We start from the raw sequence: 12,227 nt of genomic DNA on the forward strand, positions 1-12,227 counted from the left end.
GCCAAATGTCATACACTACTCATCAATCTAGAAGACAAATCGCATATGTTAGCATCACAGGAACAACAATTATCCATCAAAAGGATCCGTATATCGTCGCCTTTTGGTCGGCCTTATTCCCTGGCTTCGGTCATTTTTATCTCTGCAAATATATCCGAGCTACCCTCTTAACCTTATGGGTCATCCTAATCAATACAAATGCGAATATCAATGTAGCCATCATTTTTTCTCTTACAGGAGAATGGGAGCAAGCGAAAGAAATCATTAATATTAAATGGTTTCTATTATATATCCCTGTATGGCTGTTTGCCATATGGGATAGTTACCGAACATGCGTTAGCCTAAATACCATTCACACATTAGCATCCAGGGAAAACGCAAATTTTGTTAATTTCAAGATCAGTGCACTTGAAATTAATTATTTGGAGAAAAGAACGCCCATTATGAGTGTCATTTGGTCAATCTTTATGCCGGGAATGGGCTATCTCTATATACATCGAGTATTTTTAAGCTTTTATACTCTTATCTTGTGGATTACGTTTATATATTTATCCCATTTTTTAGAAGCGGTTCATTTCCTTGTAGATGGGAAAATTGAACAAGCAACCTCAGTCCTGAACCCCGAATGGTTTTTATTTTTACCGATCATTTATGGCTCTACCATCTACGATTCCTATGTATACGCTGTAGAGAATAACAAGTTATTTGAGAAAGATCAATTTAATTACTTAAAGGAGAATTATCAACTAGCAACACGAAAAATCCCATTTCCTAGGAATATGTCAAAATAACAACATGGAACCCTATTTTTGAAGAAGCTGTTTCGTATCATTTGTTGCTTGAATCATGCGCAGTTTTCCCCACTAGGATACTCTCGAGAGACTTGCGGTGAACCTCCTCTGCTTCGCCTGTGAGATCTTACCTGTCCCACTGTTCCCTCTGGCACCTCGCATCCTTCCGCTCCAAAACTGCTTGTCTTCGTATGAAGAAAGGATTCTTACCTGGTATAAAACAACTACTTTCTGAAAATAACCTTGAAAAAACGCAAACAGGAAAGTGTAACTTTCCTGTTCATATGCTTAGAAATTCAACCATGGATTTGACCAACGACGGTGATCGCGATGGTCATCATGAGAATGACGGTCATCTAAACCTGCTACATCAAAACGATCGCGATGGTGTCTACGTTTCCGATCTCGTTCATCAATTACGATTACTTCATTTGCCCGAATGATGACTTTATCCGCATTTATGACTCTTGGTCTTCTTCGTTCTTCTGACATTCTTTCTCTCCTCCTTTCCCCTTTACATTAAAATATGAGAGCTTAGGCAAATTGGTATGGACTTACACACATACGTATGTTCCCAATTTACTAAAGAATGGTATATTTCTAGTTCCATATGTAAATAAAGAAAATAGATATTAGGAAAGGACTGGTAACGTATGGAAGGCGTTTGCCTAATAAATGAGAGGTTTCCCGTTAATGGATTGTCAAACGAAGAAAGTACACAACTTCAGCTGAATCATTGCTTGCAATTTATGAGAGATAAGAGCATCGAAGTTGTACCGTTGAATAAACAGCAAATTTACCCCCATTATTCTATCCCACATGCATTGCTTTATGATTTATCTAAGAGCAATCGTGAACTTGATTATTTAGTCATCTATTCAGATAGGATGCTACAAGAATTCATCCATGTGTATCCAGCAAAATGGGTTATGTTGAAAAGCTTTTTTAGAGAGGTCGTCGTCATTAACAAGGAACAATCTATATCAATAAATATCCATTAATTGGTTTTCACTACATATAATTTCCCATCAACAGCAAATGTGATTCTACCTGTTTCTTCTGACACAACGATTACTATCGCATCTGTTTGCTCGGTTAAACCAATAGCAGCTCGATGCCTTGTACCTAACTTTATTCCTTCTACCTTTTTTTCTGTTAACGGGAGAATATTACCTGCTGATACAATTGTATCTTTACGAATCAACGTTCCTCCATCATGCATCGGATTCCCTGGGTAAAAAATGGTTTCAAGCAATGTATGGCTAATCTTTGCATTGATTGAAAACCCATTATGAATCCAATCATCAAGAGGCTGCTTCCGTTCAACTACCATTAAAGCACCATGCCTACTCTCAGATAGTCTGTGAGCCGCTAAAGATATATTTGAAAATTCTTTTGTATAAGGAGAGAGAAACGATTGCAAATAATAGGAAGAGGCAAGTCCCTGCGCTTCTGAAACAAGAGAATGTAATTGTTCAAAATCCGTTAGAATACAACAGCTTGATTCAGCTAGGGTAGAACAAATGAGATCTGTTCGATCTTGTATTTTTTCTAAATACATTTGGATATCATTTCGATATTGACTGTCTTCATAATACATATTATTCACACCCTCTTTATACGTAATCTTATTGATGGACTACACTTCACACGATTTTCAACATAAATAAATGATTGTTTATCTTTAAACAAGGCTGTTGATTTGCGCTCCAGACGTTTCACTTTCCCCATGGCCGGTTCTGAGCCTCCTCGTCGCTTGGCTCCTGCATGGTGTCACCTGTCCTTCTGATCACGCAGGAGTCTTCGCGCCTCCCCTCCAATCAACGGGTTTTCATCAGTGATTTGCCTTTCTATGGCAAAAAAATCAAGCTGCCACTGGTTGTAAACTGTTCAATAGTTGATTGAATCGCTCTGCCGATAATTTCATGAACGGTAAACAATAGAAACCAAATCAATATGAATTTTTGCCTTTCTTCCCTTTTGATGTCTCACCTTGTTTAACGGGAAGAATTCTTTTAAATAGGCATTCACTCGTTCAACAGCTGTTCATTGGTCGTACTTCACTAATTCGATATTTGGGTAGGTACGCCTTTTTTCATGCCTTGAAAACCAATAAGCAAAAGGGATTAAAATGATGAAATCTACTCAAGTTATTATGAAATATGCCCAATATCCCTCCAAGACTAAACTCAAAAATAAAAAAAAACTTAGAAAACTAAAAGTTAAACATTTTGAATGTTCAAGGAGTAGATTAGCTACGAAAAAGGGGGTACTCTCTCGCAGCTAGATGATTCATTAATAGATGAACTATCACTCAAATTCAGTTAATGAACATATTTTCCGTGCTTAGGAATGACGTATTCATCTGCATTTTTTGTTAGTTTAACCAAGCCTTCATGTAATTCTCCACCAGCCATCGGTTTTCCATGACCAGAATAAACAATTCTTGGCTGTAAGGAAGCGAGTTTCTGGATTGACAGTTCAGCATTATCCCAATCGGGTGTAAAATATGCCGGTGGTCCATGAATTTCTTTTGTTTGATATAAAACCGCATGAAGTGATTCTTGTTTGACGGTCGTAATAGCATCTCCAGCTAAGAGCATTTTATCTTCTTCGCGGAAAAGGGAAATGTGTCCTGGGGTATGGCCAGGAGTATGGATCCAGCGCCACTCAGGCATTTCTGGAATCTCACCATTTGGAGGTAGATCATGTATTTGGTTGCCTAAATTGATGGCTTTTCTAGGGTATAATGGCGACAGTATTGTCATTATCCCTCTACCTACCGTTGGATCTGGTGGAAGGTAATTTTTCTTCCCCGTTAAATAAGGAAGCTCTTCTTTATGGGCATATACAGGAACATCCCACTCCTTCAAGATCCGCTGAATTCCACCAACATGATCGAAATGCCCATGTGTTAAAACGATGGCTCGAGGTTTTGATTTTTCTCCAAACAAGCGTTTTGCAGATTGCAGAATATACCCCCCTGAAAAAGGAACCCCTGCATCAACAAGCACCCAGTCATCTCCTTGTTCACCGCACCCTGTCACAAAGACTACATTCACTAGGGCTGTTCGAAAGCCATATACATCTTTTGCAATTCGATGTTCATGAAATTCATATACTTTTTCAGTTGAATATTCCAATGTCACACCTCCTCAAGCATGCCTCCTTATTTTCCCCAATCATAAATATTTTTCACTAGAAGCTTTCACCATACGGCGAGTTCTCAAATTCGTGATATTTTTGAAAAAAAGGGGATGATAAATAGAGAAACTCATCAGATTTAGGGGGAGAGATTTTGAGTAAGATCAAACTAACAAGTGGAGAATTGTCGATACTTTGGTCAACGTATATGAATGATAGTATGGTGACCTGTATTCTCACACATTTTTTAGATACGGTTGAAGATAATGAAATTAAGCAGGTTATCGAAAAAGCATTATGTATTGCTACCAATCATTTACGTGAATTAGAAAAAATTTATGAACAGGAGGGGATTGTGAAGCCTACCGCTTTTCCCGTAAAGGACCATGTAATCCCGCATGCACCTCGGTTGTTTAGTGACTTGTTTTATTTAGAATATATCCGTCATATGGTTCGTTTTGGTTTAACTTCACACACTAGTTCAATTTCAATAAGTATACGGAACGATCTCCATGAGCTATTTACAAATTTTCTAGATCATGCAACTGAATTGGACCGGTTTGTTAAAGAAGTAATGCTTTCAAAAGGCGTTTACACAAGGACACCATATATGCATTATCCGTCCAAAGTGGATTTTGTGGAAAAACAAACTTTCTTAACTGGTTGGTTTGGAAAAAGAAGAATGTTACTGAGTGTGGAAGCTACCCACTTGATAACCAATTGTATCAGCAACGAGCTTGGTAAAGTGACATTATTAGGATTTTCTCAAGTAATGAAAGATGTGGAAATTAGGAACTATTTCATTAGAGGAATTCGAATGACGAAAACAATAGTAAACAGTATTCATGATGTACTTCAAGAAAGCGATATTCCAACAACCATGTTGTGGGACACGAGTATTACAGATTCAACTACCGCTCCGTTTTCTGAACAGCTTATGACCTCGATCGTCAATAGTCTTTCAGCCATTGGAATTGCCACATATGGTAGCTCTATGTCCATGTGTTTCAGACATGATCTCGTAGCTTTTTATAGTAGCTATATTGTGAAAGCAGGCGCTTATGGAGAAGATGGCCTTAACTTAATGATTGAAAGAGGTTGGCTTGAGCAGCCACCTACATTTCTAAACCATATTCAAATTGCTACCTCACAACAATCGAAACATTAGTGATGATTCATTTAGAGGGCTGTAATCAAATTTATGCAATCACAGCCCGTCTTTACCCATTATTAAGTTACGATAACACCTTTAGCAGCTTGAATTAATTCCTGAATTTGTCCAAAGTCCTTTTGTTCAAAAAGTTCAACCATCTTACTTCCAACGATCACTCCATCACAGTACATACTTATGTCCTGCACCTGGTTAGGTGTTGAAATGCCAAACCCGGCCAAAACAGGAATCGGACTAATCTCCTTTATTTTTTGCAAATGTTCCGCTAAATTTTCTGTTACATCTTTTCTTGTACCTGTAATCCCATTAACCGTTACCGCATAAACAAATCCATTTCCTTTGTGTGTAATCTGTTCGATTCTTTCAGTTGTACTAGTTAATGTAACTAAGCGAATGAATTCAATCCCTGCATGTTCTACTAATGGTGCAATGATCTCCTCTTCTTCAATTGGGAGATCTGGAATGATACAACCATCTACTCCAGCTTTTCTAGCAGCTTCGATGAATGCTGGAATTCCGAATGAATAGATGGGGTTTACATATGTCATAATGATAATAGGAATCGGTACTACTGGACGAACATCGGCGATTGTGTCTAAAATATTTTTCAATGTTACTCCATTAGTTAAGGCTCGAATCCCCGCTTGTTGAATGACTGGTCCATCTGCGACGGGGTCTGAAAATGGAATGCCTATTTCAATCGCGGTAGCTCCAGCCTCTGCCAAGAAAAGAACTCTCTTTTTCAACTCACTTAAGCCTCCATCCCCTCCCATAATGTAAGGGACAAATGCTTTTTCACCTTTTTCCAATGTAACTGCTAATGCTTTTGCGATCCTGTTCATTCGTCCTTCTCTCCTTTTAATCTTGTTTTTACCGTATGAACATCTTTATCTCCTCTACCAGATAAGCAAATGACAATCCCCTCACTCGTATCCATTTCCGCCGCAAGCTTCAACCCATATGCTACTGCATGCGCACTTTCAAGCGCAGGGATGATTCCTTCAAGCTCACACAATAACTTCAATGCTTCCATCGCTTCTTCATCTGTAATCGATTCATACGTCACCCGGCCAATATCTTTTAAATAGCTATGCTCTGGTCCAACACCAGGATAATCTAATCCTGCTGAAATGGAATGAGCTTCCTGGATTTGCCCTGCTTCATCTTGCAATAAATACATAAGCGCACCGTGTAGAATTCCTGGCTTGCCTTTCGTTAACGAAGCGGCATGTTGATTTGTTTCTAGACCTCTTCCTGCTGCTTCTACCCCGTATAGCTTAACAGCTTCATTTTTAATGAAAGGGTAAAACATGCCCATGGAATTACTTCCCCCGCCAATACACGCAACAATTGCATCAGGTAGCTTTCCTTCTTTCTCAGCATATTGCGCCTTTGTCTCAGACCCAATAACACTTTGAAAATCACGAACCATCATTGGAAATGGATGCGGCCCCATGACAGATCCTAAAATATAATGGGTATCTGTTACGTGAGAAACCCAATATCTTAATGCTTCATTACATGCATCCTTTAGCGTTCTGCTACCCGACGTTACACTGACAACCTTCGCACCAAGGAGCTCCATCCGAAACACATTCAGCTCCTGCCTTTTGATATCTTCTTCCCCCATGAAAATGACACATTCTAAATTTAATAGTGCACACACAGTTGCAGTTGCTACACCGTGCTGCCCTGCCCCTGTTTCCGCAACGATTTTCTTTTTTCCCATTCGAACAGCAAGGAGCGCTTGCCCGATTGTATTATTAATTTTATGAGCTCCTGTATGGTTCAAGTCTTCTCTTTTTAAATAGATTTTTGCCCCATTCCCAAATTCACTAAGGTTACGGGCATGGTAAAGAGGTGTTTTTCTTCCTACATAGTCCGTTAATAAATCATGTAAATCTTGCTGAAAAACTTCATCCGTGATTGCTTTTTTATATTCTTCCTCCAGCTCTTTAACCGCCTGTATTAATGTTTCAGGGACATATTTCCCTCCATAAATCCCAAAGTGACCCTTCTCATCTGGTAATGTGTAACTGTTCATTTCGAATGCCTCCTAATTTGCATTTTTCGCCTTTTCTATGAATTTCTTGATTTTTTCATGATCCTTTTTTCCATCCGATTCTACTCCGCTGCTAACATCTACCATATGAGGCTGAACGGTACGAATCGCCTCTCCCACATTTTCAACTGTTAAACCACCAGCCAAAATTAATTTATTTCCTATATTTTCTATGTTCTCAAGCAACCTCCAGTCAAACAGCTTGCCATTCCCTCCATGATACTGCCCTCTTGGACTATCAAATAATACAAAATCAGTTGCATATTCCTGAACATTTATTAAGTCTTCAACCGATCCGATACTAAACGACTTTATCACGGGAACTCCAAAACTGGAGCAATCGCTAGGAGTTTCATCACCGTGTAGTTGAACCATATTTATACCGGAGATTTCAACGATTTCTTTAACCCTCTCTACCGTTTCATTGACAAATACCCCTACTTTATCCACTTCTTCTGGCAATTGCTTTATGATTTCACGAGCTGCATCAGGGCTAATTTCCCGTTTGCTGTGGGTAAATACAAATCCTAATGCATCTGCACCATGTTTGACCGCTATACGCGCCGTATCCAAGTCTGTAATTCCACAAATTTTTACTTTCATTTATTTTCCCGCCTTTAACGATATCTTCATCTCGTTCATCATTTGTGTAACATTCTCATGTTTCATAAATGCTTCACCTACAAGAATTCCGTTTGCCCCTGCCTTTACAACCCTCTTCACATCATCAACAGACCGAATGCCACTTTCACTAATCAAATACGCTCCTGCCTGTTTAATTAGTGGTGCTAGAGCTTCCGTTGTCTTTAAATCGACTTCAAAGGTTTTTAAATTCCGATTGTTAACGCCAATGAGCTTAGCTCCCAAACCAATGGCTAGTATGGCTTCTTCTTCAGAATGCACCTCTATCAATATCTCGAGCTGCTGACTTAAGGCATATTGATAAAGCTCTGCTAATCTATTAGGACTTAAAGCCGCAACAATTAATAGAATAATGTTTGCTCCCACTCTTTTCGCCCGATCAATTTGAACTTCATCTATAATGAAGTCCTTACAAAGAATTGGCACATCGACTACCTTCCGAACCTCTTCTAAATCGGCAACTGCCCCCTTGAAAAAAGGAGCATCTGTTAGCACCGAAATGGCGTCTGCTCCGGCAGCTACATAATCTTTCCCTTGATCTGAAGGGGATAACAGAAGATTGATATCACCCTTCGAAGGAGAAGCACGCTTAAATTCCGCAATAATCGCTACTTGATCAGCTGCCCGAAGAATCTCGATAAATGAATAATGAGTATATTTGTTTGCAGGTTGCTCTCCATTATCCAATGTCTTTAACTGCTGAACTTCAAGCTCTTTTTCTTCTAAAATACGATGTAAGATGGTTGTCATTTAGATCACCTTTTTCTCAGATTGTTGCGTTTTCTCGATCAATTGCTCCAATTTTGCTAGAGCAGACCCAGAATCAATACTCTTCTTCGCTAAATGAATCCCTTCTTGAATGTTTGTTACCTTGCCATTTGCATAGATTCCAATTCCAGCATTCAGTAAAACGGTGTCAAGATACGCTCCTTCTTTTCCTTGCAACACAGATAATAAAATCCGTGCATTTTCCCTCGCATCGCCGCCTCGAATTTCTTCATTTGAATAAATTGAGAGTCCAAGCTCTTCTGGATGAAGAACGGTCTTAGTGATGCTTCCGTTATCAAGAATGACAAGATGATTTTCTCCTTGAAGAGACGCTTCATCCATGGATCCTGCCCCATTCACAATTACCGCTCGGCTTCTTCCTAAAGCATTTAACACGTCTGCAAACATTTCCAACAAGTCCCGGCGATACACACCAAGCAATTGCGTATCTAAGTCTACTGGATTTGTTAATGGACCAATTAGATTAAAGACGGTCGGGACTCTTAACTCCTTACGTACCTTCATAATTTGTTTTAATTGGGGATGTACATGGGGAGCGTATAAAAAAGTAATTCCAATATCATGCAAAAGCTGTTCTGAGACTTCCTGCGATAAGGATAGCTGAACACCAAGCTCTTCTAACACATCTGCACTTCCGGTCTTACTCGAAATACTACGGTTCCCATGCTTGGCAATTGAAATTCCTGCTCCAGCTAATACAAATGCCGAAGTAGTGCTCACATTAAAGCTTTTCGATCCATCTCCACCCGTTCCGCAATTATCCATAACATTCGGAATCTTCTTACTAAATGGGATGGATTTAGAACGAAGACCATTCACTAATCCAGCGATTTCGTCTACTGTTTCGCCTTTCGTTTTTAGACCTATTAGAAAAGCTGCCATTTCACTATCGGTCGTTTCTTCTGAGAACAACTGCTCAACCGCCTCTTCCATTTCTATTTTGGTTAACGATTGTTGATTAGATAATTTTTGTAAATACTTGTTCATCGTCTATTTCCCTCCCCATTTCCTTTAGAAAATTTGCCAAGATCTTTTTTCCTGAAAGGGTTCCAATTGATTCTGGATGGAACTGAAGCCCATATAATGGAGCTTTCTCATGCTTAATGGCCATAATTTCTTGATCATCCATTGAGGTTGCTAACACTTGGAAATAGCCAGGAAGTGACCCTTTCTCTATAACTAGCGAGTGATATCTCATGACATCAAGTGGCTGTGACAAATATTGGAATAAATAATTCCCACGATGTGTCACTTTTGAAATTTTCCCATGCATAATCTTTCTAGCTTTCTCAATTTTCCCTCCAAATGCGTAGCCAATTGCTTGGTGGCCTAAACAAATGCCTAATATAGGGATTTGTTGGTGGAATTGCTTAATCACATCTACGCATATTCCAGCCTCTTCAGGACGACCAGGACCTGGTGAAAGCACGATAGCGTCGGGTTTTAACTGTTCAATTTTCGCGATGGATAGTGCATCATTCCTATACACGACCACTTCTTCACCAAGCTCTCCAAAATATTGAAATAAATTAAATGTAAATGAATCATAATTATCAATTAATAAAATCATCGTCATCCTCCAGAAATGCTTTTAATTTATGAATCGTTTCTTCATATTCCTTTTCAGGGATCGAATCATAAACGATTCCTGCACCAGCTTGAATATATGCATGATTATCTTTCACTAGCATCGTTCGAATAGCTAGCGCGAAATCCATGTTTCCATTTGCAGATAAGTAACCAACTGCTCCTGAATAGACGCCCCTTTTGACGTGTTCCAGTTCATTAATAATTTCCATTGCTCTAATTTTTGGCGCCCCCGAAACAGTTCCTGCTGGCAGACACGCGACGAGTGCATCAATAGCGGTGTACGAATCCTTCAAATTCCCACTAACCTCTGAAACCAAGTGCATCACATGCTTGAACTTTTCAACTTGCATATTTTTTTCAATCGTGATGGAACCAAATTCACTTACTCGTCCTAGATCATTTCTTCCTAGGTCGAGAAGCATTCGATGTTCAGAGAGCTCTTTTTCATCCTGTAGAAGATCTTGTTCTAGCTTTTGATCCAATTCCGCATTTCTTCCTCTCGGCCTAGTACCCGCTATTGGATTCGTTGTAACCTTCCGTTCATTCACTTTAATCAAGCTTTCAGGTGAAGCACCGATTACTAAATAATCTTCAAAATCTAAATAATACAAATATGGAGATGGGTTCTCTTTCCGAAGCCTCCGGTAAAATTGGAATGGGTCTCCTATTAATTCCGCTGATAACCTTTGGGAAAGCACCACTTGGAAGATATCTCCTTCACGAATGTATTCCTTTGCCGTTTTGACTTTTTCGATAAAGTCTTCCTTCGAAATAGAGGTTTCAAATCTAGATAGTCGTACATCTGTTGTTCGAATATCTTTTACAGGCTGTTCAATTTCTTGCTTTAGCTTTAATACCTGCTCTAAAAGCTCCTCTTTCGTCGTCGTTTCCTGTAATGGGGTGCCAATAAAGAAAACCTTTTCCGCTACATGGTCAAAAATAATGACAATCTCAAAAAACATAAAGTGAACATCTGGAATATGGAGCTCATCAAATGGCAATTGTCCAATCCTCTCGTAATGACGAACAACGTCATATCCAACAAACCCAACAGGCCCCCCTATAAATGGAATTTCTTGATAGTCAACTTGGTTAGGCATTTTTCTTTTCAATACTTCAAGCGGATGTTCAATTATCAATTCTGTTTGTTCCTTTGAAGTGATTTGCGTTTTTTGTTGGACCCCTTTTAGTTCAAATGCTGGATCTACTCCGATAAAAGAAAACCTACCCGAGTGTTCATGCTTATTTGAACTCTCTAATAAAAACTTCTTCTTGCCACTAATGCGTTGGAATATGGAAATAGGGGTTAGTGTATCACCTTCTAGTTCTTCCACTACCATGTGTCTATCTGTCCCAATGGTCATTCATTCGTCCTCCTCATTCACTGAATCTTTTTTTCCTTATCTTTGGAATGTAATTGAAAAATAAAAAAGTCCCCTATACAGGCATGAAGATATTCATGTCTGTATAGAGGACGATTAAGCGAAACCGCGGTGCCACCTCAGGTTAGAGTGATTCAATGATTCACTCTCTCTTTTTTCAGGTACGGGAAACTTCTATAAATCGTTCCGATACCCTATCCTTTTAACGGTGGAAATCCGGGAATCCCTACTAACTCATTTCAGAATTCCTCTCGTAAGTCCATTCCATGAAACTCTTTGTACCGGCTCACACCTTCCCCGGCTCTCTGTAACAAAGTAACTTCCATGTACTCCTCTTACTCAACAATTTATCTGTATTCTTTTTTAGTCTGTTAGTTATAACAGTTATCCTTCCGCTCCAAACGGCTAGCCTTCGGATAGAGGATGAGCTTGCCTGATCGAACATAGCAATCTTTAAGAAAATAGCTTTTTTGAGAAAAACAAAAAGGGCTCCTCTCCAAAAAGGACGAGGAAACCCGTGGTACCACCTTTATTAGCTAATCTTTATAAAATTAGCTCACTTAAACAGACATCTCTGCAGCAACAATAACTGCATAAAATATCCGTCTCTTGTAACGATGAGACAATTCGCCAAAGCCTACTTCTTCGTAAAAAGG

At 39.2% G+C, this 12,227-nt stretch carries 13 protein-coding genes, 1 pseudogene and 2 other annotated features (1 of these 16 only partly in view); of the genes and pseudogenes, 3 read left to right on the plus strand and 11 right to left on the minus strand.

Annotation, left to right across the window (positions count from 1 at the left end; translation table 11 throughout):
• Positions 1-5 precede the first annotated feature (5 nt).
• Complete coding sequence (locus LS684_RS11810) at positions 6-791, plus strand: hypothetical protein (RefSeq protein WP_233806214.1); 786 nt, start codon at positions 6-8, stop codon at positions 789-791.
• A 288-nt stretch (positions 792-1,079) separates the two neighbouring features.
• Here LS684_RS11810 and LS684_RS11815 read toward each other — a convergent pair whose 3' ends face one another.
• Entirely contained in the window at positions 1,080-1,283 is a 204-nt protein-coding gene (locus LS684_RS11815; protein WP_233806215.1) for a hypothetical protein, read from the minus strand.
• A gap of 161 nt (positions 1,284-1,444) precedes the next feature.
• Between LS684_RS11815 and LS684_RS11820 the strand changes: the two genes are divergently transcribed.
• Positions 1,445-1,792, plus strand: coding sequence for a hypothetical protein (locus LS684_RS11820; protein WP_233806216.1), 348 nt, complete (start codon positions 1,445-1,447; stop codon positions 1,790-1,792).
• Here LS684_RS11820 and cdaS read toward each other — a convergent pair.
• The 3 genes and pseudogenes from cdaS to LS684_RS11830 form a co-directional block, all read right to left on the minus strand.
• Positions 1,789-2,391: a sporulation-specific diadenylate cyclase CdaS gene (gene cdaS, locus LS684_RS11825; RefSeq protein WP_233806217.1), complete on the minus strand. Its 603-nt coding sequence runs from the start codon at positions 2,389-2,391 to the stop codon at positions 1,789-1,791. The two genes, LS684_RS11820 and cdaS, sit on opposite strands and share 4 nt — an antisense overlap.
• 264 nt (positions 2,392-2,655) lie before the next feature.
• Positions 2,656-2,837, minus strand: a pseudogene (locus LS684_RS24295) (IS5/IS1182 family transposase); the annotation flags it as partial.
• Between the two features lie 278 nt (positions 2,838-3,115).
• The gene (locus LS684_RS11830; RefSeq protein ID WP_233806218.1) at positions 3,116-3,934 is read right to left on the minus strand and encodes an MBL fold metallo-hydrolase; all 819 of its coding nucleotides are present in this window, start codon (positions 3,932-3,934) and stop codon (positions 3,116-3,118) included.
• A 155-nt stretch (positions 3,935-4,089) separates the two neighbouring features.
• Between LS684_RS11830 and LS684_RS11835 the strand changes: the two genes are divergently transcribed.
• Complete coding sequence (locus tag LS684_RS11835) at positions 4,090-5,103, plus strand: DUF3231 family protein (protein WP_233806219.1); 1,014 nt, start codon at positions 4,090-4,092, stop codon at positions 5,101-5,103.
• A 62-nt stretch (positions 5,104-5,165) separates the two neighbouring features.
• Here LS684_RS11835 and trpA read toward each other — a convergent pair whose 3' ends face one another.
• From trpA to trpE, 7 genes are read right to left on the minus strand one after another with little or no spacing between them, the layout of a single operon-like run.
• A complete protein-coding gene (trpA, locus tag LS684_RS11840) occupies positions 5,166-5,948 on the minus strand; it encodes a tryptophan synthase subunit alpha (protein ID WP_233806221.1) in 783 nt (260 codons plus the stop codon).
• Entirely contained in the window at positions 5,945-7,150 is a 1,206-nt protein-coding gene (gene trpB / locus LS684_RS11845; RefSeq protein ID WP_233806222.1) for a tryptophan synthase subunit beta, read from the minus strand. The genes trpA and trpB overlap by 4 nt, the downstream gene beginning before the upstream one ends.
• 12 nt (positions 7,151-7,162) lie before the next feature.
• Positions 7,163-7,771, minus strand: coding sequence for a phosphoribosylanthranilate isomerase (locus LS684_RS11850; protein ID WP_233806223.1), 609 nt, complete (start codon positions 7,769-7,771; stop codon positions 7,163-7,165).
• On the minus strand, positions 7,772-8,560 hold the full coding sequence (gene trpC / locus LS684_RS11855; protein ID WP_233806224.1) for an indole-3-glycerol phosphate synthase TrpC: 789 nt from the start codon (positions 8,558-8,560) through the stop codon (positions 7,772-7,774). It lies immediately after the preceding gene.
• On the minus strand, positions 8,561-9,586 hold the full coding sequence (gene trpD, locus LS684_RS11860) for an anthranilate phosphoribosyltransferase (protein WP_233806225.1): 1,026 nt from the start codon (positions 9,584-9,586) through the stop codon (positions 8,561-8,563). It lies immediately after the preceding gene.
• A complete protein-coding gene (locus LS684_RS11865) occupies positions 9,558-10,169 on the minus strand; it encodes an anthranilate synthase component II (protein WP_233806226.1) in 612 nt (203 codons plus the stop codon). The genes trpD and LS684_RS11865 overlap by 29 nt, the downstream gene beginning before the upstream one ends.
• Positions 10,153-11,553 carry an anthranilate synthase component I gene (gene trpE, locus LS684_RS11870; protein ID WP_233806227.1) on the minus strand — a complete coding sequence of 467 codons (1,401 nt, stop codon included), beginning with the start codon at positions 11,551-11,553 and terminating at the stop codon, positions 10,153-10,155. Before trpE ends, LS684_RS11865 begins: the two co-directional genes overlap by 17 nt.
• A gap of 103 nt (positions 11,554-11,656) precedes the next feature.
• Positions 11,657-11,923, minus strand: a binding site (T-box leader).
• Positions 11,924-12,069: 146 nt separating this feature from the next.
• Positions 12,070-12,227 (minus strand) — a binding site (T-box leader); it runs 112 nt beyond the window's last position.

It is taken from the genome of Cytobacillus spongiae (genome assembly GCF_021390075.1).

Bases quoted from the DNA above. Each gene is read 5' to 3' on its own strand.
- LS684_RS11810 (WP_233806214.1), top strand. From the start codon at position 6: ATGTCATACACTACTCATCAATCTAGAAGACAAATCGCATATGTTAGC.
- LS684_RS11815 (WP_233806215.1), bottom strand. From the start codon at position 1,283: ATGTCAGAAGAACGAAGAAGACCAAGAGTCATAAATGCGGATAAAGTC.
- LS684_RS11820 (WP_233806216.1), top strand. From the start codon at position 1,445: ATGGAAGGCGTTTGCCTAATAAATGAGAGGTTTCCCGTTAATGGATTG.
- cdaS (WP_233806217.1), bottom strand. From the start codon at position 2,391: ATGTATTATGAAGACAGTCAATATCGAAATGATATCCAAATGTATTTA.
- trpA (WP_233806221.1), bottom strand. From the start codon at position 5,948: ATGAACAGGATCGCAAAAGCATTAGCAGTTACATTGGAAAAAGGTGAA.
- trpB (WP_233806222.1), bottom strand. From the start codon at position 7,150: ATGAACAGTTACACATTACCAGATGAGAAGGGTCACTTTGGGATTTAT.
- LS684_RS11850 (WP_233806223.1), bottom strand. From the start codon at position 7,771: ATGAAAGTAAAAATTTGTGGAATTACAGACTTGGATACGGCGCGTATA.
- trpC (WP_233806224.1), bottom strand. From the start codon at position 8,560: ATGACAACCATCTTACATCGTATTTTAGAAGAAAAAGAGCTTGAAGTT.
- trpD (WP_233806225.1), bottom strand. From the start codon at position 9,586: ATGAACAAGTATTTACAAAAATTATCTAATCAACAATCGTTAACCAAA.
- LS684_RS11865 (WP_233806226.1), bottom strand. From the start codon at position 10,169: ATGATTTTATTAATTGATAATTATGATTCATTTACATTTAATTTATTT.
- trpE (WP_233806227.1), bottom strand. From the start codon at position 11,553: ATGACCATTGGGACAGATAGACACATGGTAGTGGAAGAACTAGAAGGT.